Raw genomic sequence first — 18,029 nt, forward strand, 5'->3', positions numbered from 1 at the left:
TTCGCCTCCTCGGCGAAACGATCTAGATGCCGGCTTTCGCAATACGCCCGAAGACACGCAGCCGGCTGACGCCGCCGTCGGGGAAGATGTTGAAGCGCACGTGGGTTACGGGACCAACGGCCGCGAGCCCGTTTGCTTCATAGGTGTGGATGCTGTCGGCGGCGAGTTTCTGCGGCGGCAGGACCTCGCGCCAGAACATCGACGATGCCGTGACGGATGCGGCCACTTCGCAAGCCGCCGCTCCAAGGTCTGCCGCCTGCAGCGAACAGGCGTCCGGGTAGTTGCCCTTGAAATGGGCGGTATCGACGATGAGCCGCTCGATCTCACCGCGAGCGGCCAGCTTCACCACGATCCAGTCGTTGCCGGGCTCGCGGCGACGACGGGTCTCCCAGCCGTCGCCCATGTTGACGCCACGTCCGGGCGCAAGCAGCCGCTGATGGCCGTAATGCCCGTTGGAGTAGGCGATGATGCGCCCGCCGAGCAAGGATGAGGCCAGGTCGACCACCGTGTCGCCGATCGCTGCCCGGTCAAGCGCTGGCGCTCCGTAAACCCGAAGGCGGGCGACGCCGCCGTCGGGATAGATGCGCAGGCGCACATGACTCCAGATGGAATCCGACCGCGCTTCGAAGTGATGCGGCGCACTCGGGCCTAGCGGTCGAGGACAGACCAGTTCCGTCCAGACCGTCCGATCGTCCGGGCCATCGGGTGCCAGGCAGGCGTCGATGGCACAGGCGCTCGGGTAGTTGCCGGTGAAATGGGCGGTATCGACCTCGAAGCCCTGGATACGGCCGGTGGTCGCGAGCGCCACGATGGCGTGGTCGTTGCCGGGGCCGCGGCGTCGCCGCGTCTCCCAGCCGTCCATCCACTTGCCGTTCTCGTCATAGACACCGGGATGATAGACCGGAGGCGCATCCTGCAACATGCGCTCGAGCGGCGCGAAGAACTCGTCGGTTGCGAAGACCGGCCGTGCGCCGAGACCGGCGGAGGCAAGGTTGATCGCGTTCAGCGCGAATTCGGGCGGGCTCACGCCGTCGGTCGTCATCACGAGGCCCTCAGCTCGGCAGCATGTCCTTGAGGCGCAGATAGGCGATCCGCTCCACCTGCCGGCACGCCGTCTCGAACTCCGTGTCGCGATCGTTGCCGATCCGGCTTTCGAAGGCCGCGAGGATTTCGTCCTTGCTGCGTCCCTTGACCGCCATGATGAACGGGAACTTGAACTTGTCGACATAGGCGGCATTGAGCGTGGTGAAGCGCTCGCGCTCGGCATCGGTCAGCGCGTCAAGCCCGGCGCCAGCCTGCTCGTTGGTCGAGCTTTCGGTCAGGCGCTTTGCCTGCGCCAGCTTGCCCGCGAGATCCGGGTGGGCGATCAGCACAGCAAGCCGTTCTTCGGCCGAAGCTTCGCGGAAGACGGCGGAAAGGGCGGCTGCAAGGCCGATCGCCGTGTCGTTGGCCGGCGAGAGTTCGCCCTGGAAGGCGCGCTTCGCGATCCACTTGGAATGTTCGAAGACACCGCCGAACTTGGCGACGAAGGCCTCTTCGCCAAGCCGCGACGGGCGATCGTCCCAGGCCTTGTACGGGTAGTTCTCGGCCCAGTGGCGGGCGATATCGACGCGCTTGGCAAGCCAGACCTTCTCGTGGCTCTGCACGTAATCGAGGAAGCGCGCCAAGGCAGCGGCGCGGCCGGGCCGGCCGACGAGGCGGCAATGCAGCCCGATGCTCAGCATCTTCGGCGCACCGGCGGTACCTTCGGCGTAGAGCACGTCGAAGCTGTCCTTGAGGTAGCTGAAGAACTGGTCGCCGCTGTTGAAGCCCTGCGGCGTCGCAAAGCGCATGTCATTGCTGTCGAGTGTATAGGGGATCACCAGCTGATGGCGCCCGGCATGCTCGTGCCAATAGGGCAGGTCGTCGGCATAGGCGTCGGAGACATAGTCGAAACCGCCGGCCTCGGTGACGAGGTCGAGTGTGTTGTCGGAACAGCGTCCCGTGTACCAGCCGCGTGGGCGTTCGCCGGTGACGATCGTGTGCAGCCGGATCGCCTCGGCGATCTCCTGGCGCTCGCGTTCGGGCGAGAAATCCTTGTGCTCGATCCATTTGAGGCCGTGCGAGGCGATTTCCCAGCCGGCGTCCTGCATGGCGGCGACCTGTTCGGGCGAGCGCTTCAGCGCCGTGGCAACACCATAAACGGTGGCCGGCACGCCGCGCTCGGTGAACATGCGATGCAGACGCCAGAAGCCGGCGCGCGCGCCATACTCGTAGATCGATTCCATGTTCCAGTGGCGCTGGCCCTGCCAGGCCTGGGCGCCGACGATTTCCGACAGGAATGCTTCGGAGGCCGCGTCGCCATGCAGCACGCAGTTCTCGCCGCCTTCCTCGTAATTGATGACGAATTGCACGGCGATCCGCGCGCCGTCGGGCCATGTGATCTTGAAGTTCGGGCCGTGGCCGTGAAGATCGCGGGGGTATCTCATGAAAGCAGCTCCTCCAGACATTTTCGTCTCTGCATCCAATTTCTAGCGGCATTTGTTTCGAGCCATTCCCCCCAAAAAATTTGAAAGTCTCGAATGATCCGGTCGCTACCAAGCGGGTGGGAATGCCGGAATACTGCGAGGTGGAAAGCTGACTTCGGGAGGAGCGAAAATTATGCAATCTCAGGGTGGAAACGCCGGCCGTTTGACGACACACGTGCTGGATACGGCCAGCGGCAAACCGGCCGAAGGGCTGCGCATCGAGCTCTACCGCGTCGATGGCGATCGCCAGACGCATATCAAGTCCGTCAAGACCAATGACGACGGCCGCTGTGACGAGCCGCTTTTGAGCGGCGAGCGCATGCAGACCGGCACCTATGAGCTGCAATTCCATGCCGGCGATTATCTCGGCGGAGCGGCCAAGCGCGGCGAAAACCCGTTCCTCGACGTGATCCCCATCCGCTTTGGCATCGATAACCAGGGCGCGCACTACCACGTGCCGCTGCTTCTTTCGCCCTATGGCTACTCCACCTACCGCGGGAGCTGAATAATGACGATCCAGATCCGCAACACCATCCGCTTCATTCTGAACCACCGCTTGGTCGAACTCTCGGATGTTTCGCCGGTTCAGACCCTGCTTGATTTCCTGCGCATCGACCGCAATCTGAAGGGCACCAAGGAAGGCTGCGCCGAAGGGGACTGCGGCGCCTGCACGGTGCTTGTCGGCCGCCTGCTTGATGGCAAGCTCAAGTATGAATCCGTCAATGCCTGCATCCGCTTCGTCGGCTCGCTTGATGGCTGTCACATCGTAACGGTGGACAGTCTGGCGCAACCCGCCGGTCCGCTGCATCCGGTGCAGCAGGCAATGGTCGACACCCACGCCTCGCAGTGCGGCTTCTGCACGCCAGGTTTCGTGATGTCGCTCTATGGCCTCTGGATGGAGAACCCGAAGCCGTCGATCGCCGAAATCGAAAAGGCGCTGCAGGGTAACCTTTGTCGTTGCACCGGCTATGCCGCGATCATCCGCGCCGCCGAGGCGATCTCGACGATCGGCGACGTCGGCAAGGACCCGCTGGTGGCCGAGCGCGATCGGATCGCCGGCGAACTGGCCGCCCTCCAGGACGGCCGTCGGGTGGAAATCGGCTCGGAGACGGAACGTTTCATCCTTCCTGGCTCGGTCGACGATTTCGCCGCCGTGCTCGAAGCCAACCCGAAGGCGACGATCGTCGCCGGTTCGACCGATGTCGGGCTGTGGGTGACGAAATTCATGCGCGACATCTCGCCGGTCATTCATCTGACCCATCTTGAAGAACTGCGCCGCATCACCGTCGATGCCGATGGCGTCACGCTCGGCGCCGGCGTGAGCTATGCCGAAGCCTATCCAGTCATTGTCGAACACTTCCCGGAACTGACCGAGCTTTGGGACCGCATCGGCGGCCAACAGGTGCGCAACATGGGCACCGTCGGCGGCAACATTGCCAACGGCTCGCCGATCGGCGACACGCCGCCGGCGCTGATCGCTCTTGGCGCCTCGATTACGCTGCGCAAGGGCGCTCGCCGCCGCACGGTGGTGCTCGAGGACTTCTTTATCGCCTATGGCAAGCAGGACCGCGAGCCGGGCGAATTCGTCGAAAGCGTGCGCATTCCATTCGTTTCCGACAATGCCCGTGTTGCAGTCTACAAGGTGACGAAGCGTCTGGATGAAGACATCACCGCCGTCTGCGGCGGCTTCAACATTGCCTTCGACGCGGGTCGGGTCACCGACGCCATCATCGCCTTCGGTGGCATGGCCGCGACGCCGAAGCGCGCCGCAAATGTCGAGGCGGTGCTCAAGGGTGCCGAGTGGAACGAGGAGACGATCGAGCGCGCTGTCGCGGTCTTCGACCAGGATTTCTCGCCGCTCACCGACTGGCGCGCATCGGCGGAATATCGCCAGCTTGTGGCGAAGAACCTGCTTCGCCGCTTCTATCTCGAAACGCAGTCGAGCGGCGGCCAGCTCCGTCTCGATCGCACCATTGCTGTCGCGGTTTAAGGGAGGAAGCCATGAACGTGATGCAGCCCATCGACCGCATCCGCGGTGGCGTACACGAAAAGGAACGGCACGAGTCCGGCCACAAGCACGTGTCGGGAACGGCCGAATATATCGACGATATTCCGGAGCCCCAGGGCACGCTGCATGGCTATCTCGGCCTGTCGCAGCGGGCGCATGCCGATATCCTGTCGATCGACTTCGAGGCCGTGAAAGCCAGCGAAGGCGTGATCGGCGTCCTGACGGCGGCCGACATTCCCGGCGAGAACGACATCAGCCCGGCGCATAAGCATGACGAGCCGATCTTCGTCACCGACAAGGTAGAGTTCCACGGCCAGCCGATCTTCGCAGTCGTCGCGACCTCACGCGAGGCTGCCCGGCGCGCAGCCGCCAAGGTCAAGATCGAGTATCGCGACCTGCCGCATGTGACCGACGTGCTCGAAGCGGCAGCGGCCAACTATCCGCTGGTCATCGACCCCTTGAAGCTCGAGCGCGGCGACATCGACGCAGGCTTTGCCAGGTCGAAGAACATTCTCGAAGGCGAGATGCGCATCGGCGGCCAGGATCACTTTTACCTGGAAGGCCAGATCTCGTTTGCCATTCCCGGCGAGGACGACGAGGTGCTCGTCTATTCCTCGACCCAGCATCCGGCCGAAACGCAGCACATGGTTGCGACCGTGCTCGGCGTGCCGTCGAATGCAGTCACCGTCAACGTGCGCCGCATGGGCGGCGGCTTCGGCGGCAAGGAAACGCAGGCCAACATCTTCGCAGCCGTGGCGGCGGTCGCTGCCAAGAAATACCGCTGCCCGGTCAAGGTTCGGCCCGATCGCGACGACGACATGAGCGCGACCGGCAAGCGCCACGACTTCCACGTCGACTACAAGCTCGGCTTCGACGACGACGGTCGCATCGAGGCGGTGGACGCCGTCTTTTCGGCCCGCTGCGGTTACTCGGCCGATCTGTCCGGCCCGGTCACCGACCGCGCGCTCTTCCACGCCGACAATTGCTACTTCTATCCGAACGTGCGCCTGCGTTCGCGCCCGCTGAAGACCAACACCGTTTCCAACACCGCGTTCCGCGGTTTCGGCGGCCCGCAGGGCATGGTCGGCGGCGAACGCATGATCGAGGACATCGCCTATGCCGTCGGCAAGGACCCGCTCGAAATCCGAAAGCTGAACTTCTACGGCGGCGAGGGGCGCAATCTCACGCCCTATCACCAGACGGTGGAAGACAACATCATTGGACGGATCATCGAGGAACTGGAAACCTCGGCCGATTATGCCAAGCGTCGCGAAGCGGTGATCGCGTTCAACCGCGAGAACAACGTGGTGAAGCGCGGCATCGCGCTGACGCCGGTGAAGTTCGGCATCTCCTTCACCAAGACGGAGTACAACCAGGCCGGCGCGCTCGTGCATGTCTATACGGATGGCTCGATCCATCTGAACCATGGCGGCACCGAGATGGGGCAGGGGCTCTACACCAAGGTCGCCCAGGTGGTGGCCGACGAGTTCCAGGTCGATCTCGACCGGATCAAGGTGACGGCGACGACGACGGGCAAGGTCCCGAATACGTCGGCAACCGCGGCGTCGTCCGGTTCCGATCTCAACGGCATGGCCGCCGCCAACGCCGCCCAGCAGATCAAGGACCGGCTGGTCAAGTTCGCAGCCGAGCGCTGGAACGTCGCCGAGGCCGATGTCGCCTTCGAACCGAACGTGGTGCGGATCGGTGCCGAGCGCCTGAGCTTCAACGAGTTCATCAAGATCGCCTATGGCGCCCGCATCCAGCTTTCGGCCGCCGGCTTCTACAAGACGCCGAAGATCCACTGGAACCGTGCGGAGGGCCGTGGCCGTCCGTTTTTCTACTACGCCTACGGTGCCTCGTGCTCGGAGGTCAGCGTCGATACGCTGACCGGCGAATACCAGGTCGATCGCACCGATATCCTGCACGATGTCGGCCGCTCGCTGAACCCGGCCCTCGACCACGGACAGGTCGAAGGTGCCTTCGTTCAGGGCATGGGTTGGCTGACGACGGAAGAACTCTGGTGGGATGCGAAGGGCCGTCTGCGTACCCACGCACCCTCGACCTACAAGATCCCGCTTGCCTCTGACCGTCCGCGCGTGTTCAACACCCGGCTTGCCGAATGGTCGGTCAACCGCGAAGAGACGATCCGCCGTTCGAAGGCCGTCGGCGAACCACCGTTCATGCTCGGCATCTCCGTGCTGGAAGCCTTGTCGATGGCGGCCGCGAGCGTTGCGGAGTATCGTATAGCGCCGCGCCTCGACGCGCCGGCAACGCCGGAACGGGTGTTGATGGCGATCGAGCGGCTGCGGGCGGCCGCACGGCAGAAAGGGTAACAGGGGCTGATCGTCATGGTGGCAAGCCGCGAGGATATCAGGGACTTTCTCCGACGCGAGCGCGACTGCGTTCTCGTCGAGGTGATCGGTGCTGCGGGGTCCACACCGCGCGACACCGACGCCTGGATGCTCGTTGCGCCTGAGAGCCTGTTCGGCACGATCGGCGGCGGGCAGCTCGAATACATGGCGATCGATCATGGCCGGCGGGCGCTGAAGCGTGGCGACGCGCCGGAGGCGATGACGATCCCGCTCGGACCGGAGATCGGCCAGTGTTGCGGCGGGCGCGTGGCGCTTGCCTTCACACGCATCGATCGGGAGAGAGCAGCCATGCTGATTGAACGTAGCGACCTGGAAATCGCCAGCCGGCCGCATGTCTATGTCTTCGGCGCCGGCCATGTCGGCGATGCCTTGACGATGGCACTTTCCCTGGTGCCGGTGCGCACGGTTCTCGTCGATACCCGCGAGAACGAGCTTTCGGCGGTTGCCGACATCCCCGGCATCGAGACCTGCCTGACGGCGATGCCGGAGGCGGTGGTGCGCGATGCACCCCCCGGCAGCGCCTTCGTCATCCTCACCCATGACCATGCGCTCGACTTCCTGATCGCCGCGGAGGCGCTTCGGCGCGACGATGCCTCCTATGTCGGCATGATCGGCTCGAAGACGAAGCGCTCGACCTTCAAGAACTGGCTGTCGCGCGAGATCGGTCGCCCGGATCTCTTCGATAGGCTCGTCTGCCCGATCGGCGGCACGACGGTGAAGGACAAGCGGCCGGCGGTGATTGCCGCGCTTGCCGCCGCTGAGGTGATGGCGGCGGCGCTCAACTTCCGACAGCCGGCGCAAGCGGACATCTCGCGCCGGCCGGCTGCCGCCAAGCTGGCTCGTTAGCCACTCGGCTCGTCAGCCTAGCGCCGTCTCGGCCCGGTGTGCACCATTGAGGTGAAGCGCAAAGCCGTTGACGTGCGGTTCGGCGACCTCCGGTAGAAGTTCAAGGGTCGGGATCGCATAGTCCCCGCCGTTCTGGCGGCGATAGGGAATGGGTGCGGTCGTTCCAAGCGTGTGCATCCTCTGCCGTAGACGCTCGGCCGTCGCTTCGAAACCGACCTCGTCCAGACTATCGACGCGGTAGGCGACGAACGGCGGAAGCACGTCGTAACCGGGATAGAACAGAATCCCGTGATTGATCGGGAAGAGCAGGTCGTCGATCGGCCCGTTGACCCCGCGCGGGGAGTAATGCTCCTCCCAGCCGCCTGTCGTTACCACCAGCATGGCGCGTTTTCCCGCAAGCGTGCCCTCGCCGAAGCGCTTGCCCCAGTATTTGTCGCTGTGCTCGCCGACGCCATAGGCAAAACCATAGGCATAGACGCGATCGACCCAACCTTTCAGGATCGCCGGCATCGAATACCACCACAGCGGAAATTGCAGGATCAGGGTGTCGGCCCAGAGCAGCTTTTCCTGCTCGGCCTTGACGTCGGTGGTGAGTGTGTCGGTGGCAAAGGCCTCCTTCGACGCGCGGCTCGGCTTGAAACGGGCGTCCGGGTCAAGGGCCGGAAAATCGGCGCGGTCGATCTCGGATTTCCATCCCTCGGCATAGAGATCGGTGATACGAACCTCATGACCTTCGGCCTCAAGCGCGCTGACGGCGACATCGCGCAGCGCGGCATTAAGCGAGCGCGGTTCCGGATGGGCATAAACAATCAGAACTTTCATGGTCGGTCTTCCCTGGTCTCATCAACTGAGACTCTAGGTAGACCGCTACGTGCCTATGCGGTAGATATTCAAAATGCATAGGATTGTGCCATAAAATGGATAAATCTGACGTTACGCTCGAACGCATGCGAACCTTTGTGCGCGTCGCCGAGCGGGGCAGCCTTTCGGCCGTTGCCCGTGAGCTCGGCATCGGCCAGTCGACGGTGACGCGGCAGCTGCGGGAGCTTGAGGAAGCGGTCGGCGTGCCGCTCATCAGTCGCACCACCCGTCGCGTCACGCTGACCGACGAAGGCAGCCGCTACTATGCCGACAGCATCCAGATCCTGCGGCTGGTCGAACAGGCCGGCGACGAAGCGCGCGGGGCCCGTGGCGCAGCTGCCGGTACCATTCGTGTGTCCTGTACGTCGGCATTCGGGGTGCTGCACGTCAGCCGGCTGATCTTTGCCTTCCAGGACAGGCATCCCGACATTGGCGTCGATCTGAGCCTGACCGACGAGCGCATCGATCTCGTGCGGGAAGGCATAGATATCGCGCTGCGTCTTGGACCGCTCAGCGACAGCTCGATGAAGCTACGGCCGCTTGGGCAAAGCCGGCGTCTGCTTGTGGCAGCGCCGGAATACCTAGCCGCGCGTGGATTTCCGCGCGCCCCAAGCGACCTCTCGGCGCATGAGGGGATCCGCATGTCGAACATCGCCGGCAGTGACAGGCTCAACTTCGAAGCCGCGAACGGGCGGCATCTGTCCGTGCCTTTCGGTGGGCGTCTTCGCGTCGACCACGGGCTGGCCGCCCGCGAGGCACTCGTCGCCGGCCGGGGGATCGCGCCTGCCCATCGATGGCTCGTTGACGATCTGATTAAAGCCGGCCTGTTGGTGCCGCTGCTTTCGGATTTTGCGCTGCCTTCGGTGCCACTCAGCCTGCTGATCGTGCCGGAACGCTCTGGCATCGCCCGTGTTCGTCTGTTGGTTGATTTCCTGGTCGAGGCGATCGGCAGCCTTCCGGGCATCGAGAGATCTTGAGGTTAGCGGCCTCATCCCCCCGCTTTGGCCGGACGACCTGATCCATAATCCGAACGGATCGGTCGTATGACCCGTGCGCCGTAGCCATACCACAAATGTGTCGCTTACCCTTTGCTTCCGGATCTGCCTATCATCAGCAGTTTCTAAAATAAGGTTGACGCTGAGGTCGATCTTAGGGGAAGTAACGCGTCCAGGATTTTCTTTAGTGCTTTTCAGACAAATCGCGTTTTACGCAATTGCACAGAGACGGGGACGCATCAGATCGGGAGACGACTATGAAGAAACTGACGCGTGCTCTGCTCTTGTCCACGGCCTTCGCGGTGCTGACGCACTATAGCGCGCCGTTCATGATCGGTGTTGCCCACGCCGATGGGGGTACCACCAGTGGTGAAGGCAGCACGGGCGGCACCGGTGGCGACGGCGGGACTGGCGGCACCGGGGGAACCGGTGGTGATGGTGGTACGGGCGGCGATGGCGGTACGGGTGGTACCGGCGGTGACGGCGGAACAGGGGGCGATGGCGGTACGGGCGGCACCGGTGGTGATGGCGGCACGGGTGGCGATGGCGGTGGCACAGGCGGCGACGGTGGTGGCACCGGTGGCGACGGTGGCGGCACTGGTGGTGACGGTGGTGGCACTGGTGGTGACGGTGGTGGCACCGGCGGAGATGGCGGCGGCACCGGCGGTGATGGTGGCGGCACGGGCGGCGACGGTGGCGGCACCGGTGGCGATGGCGGCGGAACCGGTGGTGACGGAGGCGGTGGCGGTAAGACCAAGCACGCCAACAACGGCTTCGGCAACGGCGGCGGTGACGGCGTTCCCGGCAAGTCGAAGCACAGCGACGTGAAACGCTGATCCCTGGGAAACAAAGAGGGCGCGCCGGATCGGCGCGCCCTCTTTGTTATTTTGCGAACCGCGCGGGACCCCGCCCCGGGCGAACGAACCGGACCCCTCCGGTCGGAGTGGCCGGCAGCCTATAGCGACGCTAAGACCGCGCCGCCCTGTTCCGACGCTCAGGCCGAAGGAGGCGGAACGCGAATGGTCAGGCCAACATTCCGTTGATGAGACGCTGACAGCGCTCGGCCATGTAATCGATCATCAGCCGCACTTTCGGGTCCTGGAAACGCTTGTGCGGATAGATCGCCGCAAGCTGCACGCTGAGCGGCGGCGTTTCGGTGAGGATCGGCACCAATGCACCGGAATTGATGTGGGCCTTCACCTCGAAGAGCGGCTTGTTGATGATGCCGCGGCCGTCGAGCGCCCATTGGGTGAGCACGTCGCCGTCGTCGGAATCATAGGGGCCGGTGACTTCGAGCTTGCGCACGCCGTCCATGGTCTGGAGCGTCCAGAAATACTCCTTCGAACCGGGATATCTGAGCAGCAGACAGTCGTGCTTGTCGGCGATGAGTGCGTCGGGCGTCTGGGGAATGCCCCGCTTCTCGAAATAGGCCGGTGCCCCGCAGACAACGCGCTCGCAATTCATGATGCCGCGCATGCGCAGGTTCGAATCTTCGAGGATGCCGAGCTTGAAGGCGACGTCGACGCCTTCCGACAGGATATCGACATTGTGGTCGGACAGGCGAAGCCGCACTTCGATGTCGGGATACTTGTCGTGAAACTCCGGAATGCCCGACGCAATCAGCCGCCGACCTATCCCCAAGGGAGCGGTAATCTTCAGCGCCCCCTTCGGATTGCGCGAGAGATCGGCGATCGCATTTTCCGCTTCGTTGACCGCCTCGAGGATCTTCACCGCACCGTCGTAAAAGACGCGACCGTGCTCCGTCGGGGTCAGCTTGCGCGTCGTCCGATTGAACAGGCGAACGCCCATGTGGCGTTCCAACTCTTTGATTCTATTGCTTGCAACCGCCGGCGTCACGCGCTGGTCGCGACCGGCCGCCGATAGGGTTCCAAGCTCTACGACGCGTACGAAGACGCGCACATTGTCCAGATAAGACATGCCTTCGTCCCACTCCTCCAGGCTCTCTCTAGCCTATCCATTCCGTCGCTATTTTATAGATTTTTTTGAAAGTGTTGGTGAAGCAGCGACGTTCCCGCGACCTCCAGCAATGACACATAATGGCGAGAGGAGAAATGGGAGAATTTCATGTACGACTATGCCATCGCCTGGGATTGGCTGACCTTTGCCGTGAGATGGCTGCACGTCATCACCGCCATTGCATGGATCGGTTCGTCCTTTTACTTCGTCGCCCTTGACCTCGGTCTGAAGAAACATCCCGGCCTGCCCGTCGGCGCCTATGGCGAAGAATGGCAGGTGCATGGTGGTGGCTTCTACCACATCCAGAAATACCTGGTTGCGCCGGCCAACATGCCGGAGCACCTGATCTGGTTCAAATGGGAGTCCTACGTCGCCTGGCTCTCCGGCTTCGGCATGCTCTGCCTGGTCTACTATGCCGGCGCCGACCTCTATCTGATCGATCCGAACGTGCTCGATGTCTCGAAGCCGGTGGCGATCGCCATTTCGCTTGCCTCTATCGCCTTTGGCTGGCTCGCCTACGACACGATCTGCAAGTCGCCACTCGGCCGTGACAACACGCGACTGATGGTGCTGCTCTACTTCATCCTGGTCGCGATGGCCTGGGGCTACACGCAGCTCTTCACCGGCCGCGCCGCCTTCCTGCATCTCGGTGCGTTCACCGCAACGATCATGTCGGCCAACGTGTTCTTCATCATCATTCCGAACCAGAAGGTGGTCGTTGGTGACCTGATCGCCGGCCGCACGCCCGACGCCAAGTACGGCGTGATCGCCAAGCAGCGCTCGACCCACAACAACTACCTGACGCTGCCGGTTCTGTTCCTGATGTTGTCGAACCACTACCCGCTGGCCTTCGGTACCCAGTACAACTGGATCATCGCCTCGCTGGTCTTCCTGATGGGCGTCACCATCCGCCACTATTTCAACACCCGCCACGCCAACAAGGGCAATCCGACCTGGACCTGGCTCGTGACGGCACTTCTCTTCGTTGCGATCATGTGGCTTTCGACCGTGCCGAAGATTCTCTCGGGCGGCGATGAGACAAAGATCTCCGCCGCGCAGCAGCCCTTCGTGACGGCGGAAGCCTTCCCGAAGGTGCGCGACACGGTGCTTGGCCGCTGTTCCATGTGCCATGCCAAGGAGCCGGGCTGGGAGGGCATGATCGTCCCGCCGAAGGGCGTGACGCTCGAGACCGACGCCGAGATCGCCAATCACGCGCGTGAAATCTACCTGCAGGCCGGCCGCAGCCACGCGATGCCGCCCGCCAACGTGACCGCGGTGTCGGACGAGGAGCGGCAGTTGCTCGTCGCCTGGTACGAGTCCGTCGTGAATGGAGGAAAGACCCAATGACCGATCTCTTGATCCGCGGCCGCGTGCTCACCTTCGTCGAGGAACCGAAGGGCATCGACGACACCGCCTCCTATCGCTACTTCGAAGACGGCGCCGTGCTGGTGCGCGGCGGCAAGGTCGCCGATATCGGCGATCATGCCGATGTCGCCCGCCGTGCCGGTGCCGGCGTCAAGGTCGCCGACCATCGCCCCCATCTGGTGCTGCCCGGCCTGATCGACACGCACCTGCATTTCCCGCAGACGCAGGCGATCGCCTCTTATGGCGCTCAGCTTCTCGAATGGCTGAACACCTACATCTTCGTCGAGGAGCAGAAGTTCCGCAAACCGGAGCATGCCGACTTCATCGCAGGCCGCTTCATGGACGAACTGCTGGCAAACGGCACGACGACGGCCGCGGCCTATTGCTCGGTGCATCCGGAAAGCGTCGACGCCTATTTCGGTGCTGCCGAAGCCCGCGGCATGCTGATGATCGGCGGCAAGGTGATGATGGACCGCAACGCGCCCGATGCGCTGCGCGACACGGCACAGCAGGGCTATGACGAGACGAAGGCGCTGATTGCCAAGTGGCATGGCCGCGGCCGCGCGCACTACGCGATCAGCCCGCGCTTCGCCATTACCTCGACGCCGGAACAGATGGAGGCGAGCCGCACGCTCGTTGCCGAGCATCCCGAGTGCTACGTGCAGACACATCTCTCTGAGAACAGAGACGAAATCGCCTTCGCCACGTCGCTCTATCCGGAGGCGAAGGACTATACCGACATCTACGCGCGCTACGACCTGCTGACGCGCAAGACCCTGCTCGGTCACTGCATCTATCTGAGCGATCGCGAGATCTCGGTGCTGGCCGAAACCGGTGCCGTCGGCAATTTCTGCCCGACGTCGAACCTGTTCCTCGGCTCGGGCCTCTTCGACCGCGATCGTTTTGACAAGCTCGGCGCCCGCTGGTCGGTCGCAACCGACGTCGGCGCCGGCACCAGCTTCTCGATGCTGGAGACGATGGACGAGGCCTACAAGGTGCTGCACCTGCAGGGACAGCGGCTGACGCCGTTCAACTCCTTCTACCGCATGACGCTCGGCAACGCCCGGGCGCTCGACCTCGATGACCGTATCGGCTCGCTGCATGTCGGCGCGGATGCCGATATCGTCGTACTCGACAGCCGCGCCAAGCCGTCGATGGACTTGCGCATGCGGGTTGCCGGTTCGCTTGTCGAGGAACTCTTCATCCTGCAGACGATGGGTGACGACCGTTGTGTCGCCGAGACCTATGTCGCCGGCAAGGCGATGAAGGGGACGGCACGCGCTTCGAAGGATGCAGCCACGACCACGGCAAAAAGCCTCGAAACCGCCTAAGGCGCATTCGCCCTTACGGCGGGGCTCGCCAGCATTGCTTGCTAGAACGCCGCGTGTCCGGATCGGACGCGCGGCGTTTCTGTTGGTCGGGGTCTAAAGCTCTTCCGGTCGCTTGCCGCCCATCGCCTTGGTCAGGGCATCGGCGCGTTCGCGAACGATGGGGCCGAAGGTCGAGAGCTTCTGGTCGCTCACGCGGACCGACGGACCGGAGATGGAGATGCCGGCGATCGTTTCGCCATATTCGTTGAAGATCGGAGCGGCGACGCAGCGCATGCCGAGCGTGTGCTCCTCGTCGTCGACCGACCAGCCGCGGTGGCGGATTTCCTGAATGTCCTTGAGCAGAGTAGGCAGCGTATCGCGCGTCTTGTCGGTGAAATGCGCGAGCTCGCGGCCGTGAAGCAACTGGGCGATCTCCTTGTCCGACCAGGTGGACAGGATGGCCTTGCCGATGCCGGAGGCGTGCACCGGGCCCCGGCGGCCGGGACGGAAGAAGGCGCGCATGGGCGCGTGGCTTTCGACCTGTGAAATGAAGACGACGTCGCCGCCTTCCTCGATGCCGATATTCGCCGTCTCGCCGCTTTCCTCCATCAGGCCCTTCAGAAACGGGCGGCTGATGCTGCCAAGCTTGCGAAAGCGGAGATAGGCATTGCCGATTTCGAAAGCCTTTAAACCGACTGTCCAGGCGCCCGTATCCGGGTCGTTCATCACCATGCCGTGGCCGGAAAGCGTCGTCAGCAGGCGGTGAACCGTGGACGGCGCCATGCCCGTCTCGTCGGCGAGCTGCGTCAAGGTCGAGCCATCGCCCTCGGCCACCACCGTCAGCAGAGCGAGGCTGCGGTCCAGCACCTGGACGGATGAAGGGGCGGCATTCTCACCCGCCTTGCGCCCGCGTTTTCCCCTGCCGTTGCCGTCCATCGAAGCCTCTCTGCAAATCACATCTCTGCCCATCATCCTCTATCAGGCCCCGCTGCGATTTTCTCCGAATTGTTGAAAATCTTTATTTCCACATGATGGAAATGAATTCCATTTGTATGTTGCGTATCACGAATTATGGATTATGTTTTCAGGAAATAGGAGGAGTTCCCATGGCAAAGATGCGTGCCGTTGACGCGGCTGTTTACGTTCTGGAGAAGGAAGGCATCGATTGCGCCTTCGGCGTACCGGGTGCCGCCATCAATCCGTTCTACTCGGCGCTGAAGGCGCGCGGCTCGGTTCGTCACATCCTGGCGCGCCACGTCGAAGGCGCCTCCCACATGGCCGAGGGCTATACCCGCGCCAAGCACGGCAATATCGGCGTCTGCATCGGCACGTCGGGCCCGGCCGGCACCGACATGATCACCGGCCTCTATTCGGCCTCGGCAGATTCGATCCCGATCCTCTGCATCACCGGCCAGGCGCCGCGCGCCCGCCTCGACAAGGAAGACTTCCAGGCGGTCGATATCGCCAAGATCGCCGCACCGGTCACCAAGTGGGCGGTCACCGTCATGGAGCCGGCGCTCGTTCCCTTCGTCTTCCAGAAGGCGTTCCACATCATGCGCTCCGGCCGTCCCGGTCCGGTCCTGATCGACCTGCCGGTCGACGTCCAGCTTGCCGAGATCGAGTTCGATCCCGACACCTACCAGCCGCTCGAGGCCTACAAGCCGAAGGCGACGCGCGCCCAGGCCGAAAAGGCGATCGCGATGCTGAACGAGGCGGAGCGTCCGTTGATCGTCGCCGGTGGCGGCATCATCAACGCCGACGCGTCCGATCTCTTGACCGAGTTTGCCGAAATCACCGGCATTCCGGTTATCCCGACGCTGATGGGCTGGGGGACGATCCCGGACGACCATCCGCTGATGGCCGGCATGTGCGGCCTGCAGACCTCGCACCGCTACGGCAATGCCAACATGCTCGCCTCCGACTTCGTTCTCGGCGTCGGCAACCGCTGGGCCAACCGCCATACCGGCAACGTTCCGACCTACACGGAAGGCCGCAAGTTCGTTCACGTCGACATCGAACCGACCCAGATCGGCCGCGTTTTTGCGCCTGACTTTGGTATCGTCTCGGATGCCGGCGCCGCGCTGAAGCTGTTCCTTGACGTTGCAACCGAATGGAAGACAGCCGGCAAGCTGCGCGACTGGTCCGCCTGGGCGGAAGAGTGCCGCGAGCGTAAGCGCACGATGCTGCGCAAGACGCACTTCGACCAGACGCCGCTGAAGCCTCAGCGCGTCTATGAAGAAATGAACAAGGCGTTTGGCCGCGACACTTGCTACGTCTCGACCATCGGCCTCAGCCAGATCGCCGGTGCCCAGTTCCTGCACGTCTACAAGCCGCGCAACTGGATCAACTGCGGCCAGGCCGGCCCGCTCGGCTGGACCCTGCCGGCAGCGCTCGGTGTTCGCGCCGCCGACCCGGACCGGACGATCGTTGCGCTCTCGGGCGACTACGACTTCCAGTTCCTGATCGAGGAACTCGCCGTCGGCGCCCAGCACAAGCTGCCCTACCTGCATGTGGTCGTGAACAATTCGTATCTCGGCCTCATCCGCCAAGCGCAGCGCGGCCTCAACATGGACTTCGAGGTCAGCCTCGCCTTCGACAACATCAATGCGTCGGGCGATGCGGAGAAGGGCTACGGCGTCGACCACGTCGCGGTCGCCGAAGGTCTCGGCTGCAAGGCGATCCGGGTGCGCAGCCCGAACGAGTTCCAGGAAGCCTTCGACCGTGCCCGTGCCCTCATGGACGAGCACCAGGTTCCCGTCGTCATCGAGTTCATCCTGGAGCGCGTCACCAACATCTCCATGGGCGCCGACATCAATGCCGTCGTCGAGTTCGAGGAACTGGCGCTGCGCGGTGAAGACGTACCGACTGCGATCACGGCCCTGCTCGACTGAGCCACGAATGACTGAGGAGATGCGGACGCTCCGCCGCCCGCGTCTCTCACAAGACAACATAAGGAGGAAACATCGCATGGCGAAGTTCGCTGCGAACCTGACAATGCTGTTCAACGAGGTGCCGTTCCTCGACCGTTTCGCCCTTGCTGCCAAGGCCGGCTTCGAAGGCGTCGAATATCTGTTTCCCTATGAATTCGAGAAGATAAGCCTGCGCGCCGAGCTTCAGCGCTACGGCCTGACGCAGGTTCTGCACAACCTTCCGGCTGGCAACTGGGCGAGCGGCGAGCGCGGCATCGCCATCCTGCCGGATCGGGTCGACGAGTTCCGCAAGGGTGTCGCCAGCGCCATCGACTATGCGACGGCACTCGATTGCAAACAGGTCAACTGCCTGGTCGGCATTGCGCCGATCGGCGTCTCCGAAGGTGTGCTTCGCAGCACGCTTGTCGCCAACCTCAAGCTTGCGGCGAGCGAACTGGGCAAGCAGGGCATTCGCCTGCTGATCGAACCGATCAACGACTTCGATATTCCGGGCTTCTACCTCAACACGGTGGAGCAGGCGGCTTCCATCATCGAGGAGGTCGGCAGCGACAACCTGTTCATCCAGTACGACCTCTACCACCAGCAGCGCACGCAGGGCGAGTTGATCGGCACCTACAAGCGTTTTGCCGATCGCATCGTTCACGTGCAGCTGGCCGACAACCCGGGCCGCAACGAGCCGGGCACCGGCGAGATCAACTATCCCTTCGTCTTCGACGCGCTGGAAGCAGCCGGCTACGACGGCTGGATCGGCTGCGAATACAAGCCGCGCACCACGACGGCCGAGGGCCTTTCCTGGCTCGGCGCCGAGCGCCAGCGCACCCAATCCGCAGACATCATCAAGATCAGGAGCTAAGCACC

The 18,029-nt window shown here is 63.4% G+C and carries 15 protein-coding genes; 10 read left to right on the forward strand and 5 right to left on the reverse strand.

Annotated elements, in window-relative coordinates; translation table 11 throughout:
- Window positions 1-22 precede the first annotated feature (22 nt).
- Entirely contained in the window at window positions 23-1,042 is a 1,020-nt protein-coding gene (gene alc / locus ACIQUG_RS12890; RefSeq protein ID WP_402321928.1) for an allantoicase, read from the reverse strand.
- 10 nt (window positions 1,043-1,052) lie between these two features.
- A complete protein-coding gene (gene puuE, locus ACIQUG_RS12895) occupies window positions 1,053-2,468 on the reverse strand; it encodes an allantoinase PuuE (RefSeq protein ID WP_402321931.1) in 1,416 nt (471 codons plus the stop codon).
- Between the two features lie 172 nt (window positions 2,469-2,640).
- Here puuE and uraH point away from each other — a divergent pair, with 172 nt between their 5' ends.
- Genes uraH through xdhC form a run of 4 tightly spaced genes read left to right on the forward strand, consistent with a single transcriptional unit; the run spans window position 2,641 to window position 7,733 of the window.
- Window positions 2,641-3,012, forward strand: coding sequence for a hydroxyisourate hydrolase (uraH, locus tag ACIQUG_RS12900; RefSeq protein WP_402321934.1), 372 nt, complete (start codon window positions 2,641-2,643; stop codon window positions 3,010-3,012).
- 3 nt (window positions 3,013-3,015) lie between these two features.
- Complete coding sequence (xdhA, locus tag ACIQUG_RS12905) at window positions 3,016-4,497, forward strand: xanthine dehydrogenase small subunit (protein WP_402321937.1); 1,482 nt, start codon at window positions 3,016-3,018, stop codon at window positions 4,495-4,497.
- 11 nt (window positions 4,498-4,508) lie between these two features.
- The gene (xdhB, locus tag ACIQUG_RS12910; RefSeq protein WP_402321940.1) at window positions 4,509-6,848 is read left to right on the forward strand and encodes a xanthine dehydrogenase molybdopterin binding subunit; all 2,340 of its coding nucleotides are present in this window, start codon (window positions 4,509-4,511) and stop codon (window positions 6,846-6,848) included.
- An 18-nt stretch (window positions 6,849-6,866) separates the two neighbouring features.
- Window positions 6,867-7,733: a xanthine dehydrogenase accessory protein XdhC gene (gene xdhC, locus ACIQUG_RS12915; RefSeq protein WP_402323025.1), complete on the forward strand. Its 867-nt coding sequence runs from the start codon at window positions 6,867-6,869 to the stop codon at window positions 7,731-7,733.
- Between the two features lie 12 nt (window positions 7,734-7,745).
- Here the strand turns inward: xdhC and ACIQUG_RS12920 are convergent, their stop codons facing one another.
- Window positions 7,746-8,555 carry an NAD(P)H-dependent oxidoreductase gene (locus ACIQUG_RS12920; protein ID WP_402321943.1) on the reverse strand — a complete coding sequence of 270 codons (810 nt, stop codon included), beginning with the start codon at window positions 8,553-8,555 and terminating at the stop codon, window positions 7,746-7,748.
- Window positions 8,556-8,650: 95 nt separating this feature from the next.
- Between ACIQUG_RS12920 and ACIQUG_RS12925 the strand changes: the two genes are divergently transcribed.
- Entirely contained in the window at window positions 8,651-9,571 is a 921-nt protein-coding gene (locus ACIQUG_RS12925; protein ID WP_402321946.1) for a LysR family transcriptional regulator, read from the forward strand.
- A 275-nt stretch (window positions 9,572-9,846) separates the two neighbouring features.
- Window positions 9,847-10,425 (forward strand): hypothetical protein, encoded by a 579-nt coding sequence (locus tag ACIQUG_RS12930; protein ID WP_402321949.1) that lies wholly within the window; start codon window positions 9,847-9,849, stop codon window positions 10,423-10,425.
- A 187-nt stretch (window positions 10,426-10,612) separates the two neighbouring features.
- Here ACIQUG_RS12930 and ACIQUG_RS12935 read toward each other — a convergent pair whose 3' ends face one another.
- Window positions 10,613-11,527, reverse strand: coding sequence for a LysR family transcriptional regulator (locus ACIQUG_RS12935; protein WP_402321952.1), 915 nt, complete (start codon window positions 11,525-11,527; stop codon window positions 10,613-10,615).
- 147 nt (window positions 11,528-11,674) lie between these two features.
- On the opposite strand from ACIQUG_RS12935, the gene ACIQUG_RS12940 reads away from it, so the two are divergent.
- Together ACIQUG_RS12940 and guaD are read left to right on the forward strand one after the other, a co-directional pair.
- The gene (locus ACIQUG_RS12940) at window positions 11,675-12,913 is read left to right on the forward strand and encodes a urate hydroxylase PuuD (protein WP_043613579.1); all 1,239 of its coding nucleotides are present in this window, start codon (window positions 11,675-11,677) and stop codon (window positions 12,911-12,913) included.
- Window positions 12,910-14,262: a guanine deaminase gene (gene guaD / locus ACIQUG_RS12945; protein ID WP_402321955.1), complete on the forward strand. Its 1,353-nt coding sequence runs from the start codon at window positions 12,910-12,912 to the stop codon at window positions 14,260-14,262. Before ACIQUG_RS12940 ends, guaD begins: the two co-directional genes overlap by 4 nt.
- 93 nt (window positions 14,263-14,355) lie before the next feature.
- Here the strand turns inward: guaD and ACIQUG_RS12950 are convergent, their stop codons facing one another.
- A complete protein-coding gene (locus ACIQUG_RS12950; protein WP_402321958.1) occupies window positions 14,356-15,177 on the reverse strand; it encodes an IclR family transcriptional regulator in 822 nt (273 codons plus the stop codon).
- A 170-nt stretch (window positions 15,178-15,347) separates the two neighbouring features.
- Here ACIQUG_RS12950 and gcl point away from each other — a divergent pair, with 170 nt between their 5' ends.
- Both gcl and hyi read left to right on the forward strand, forming a co-directional pair.
- Entirely contained in the window at window positions 15,348-17,132 is a 1,785-nt protein-coding gene (gene gcl, locus ACIQUG_RS12955) for a glyoxylate carboligase (RefSeq protein WP_043613573.1), read from the forward strand.
- 76 nt (window positions 17,133-17,208) lie between these two features.
- Complete coding sequence (gene hyi, locus ACIQUG_RS12960) at window positions 17,209-18,024, forward strand: hydroxypyruvate isomerase (protein ID WP_402321962.1); 816 nt, start codon at window positions 17,209-17,211, stop codon at window positions 18,022-18,024.
- The last annotated feature ends 5 nt before the right edge of the window (window positions 18,025-18,029 follow it).

Source organism: Ensifer sp. NPDC090286, assembly GCF_044769565.1.
Classification (GTDB): Bacteria; Pseudomonadota; Alphaproteobacteria; order Rhizobiales; family Rhizobiaceae; genus Ensifer.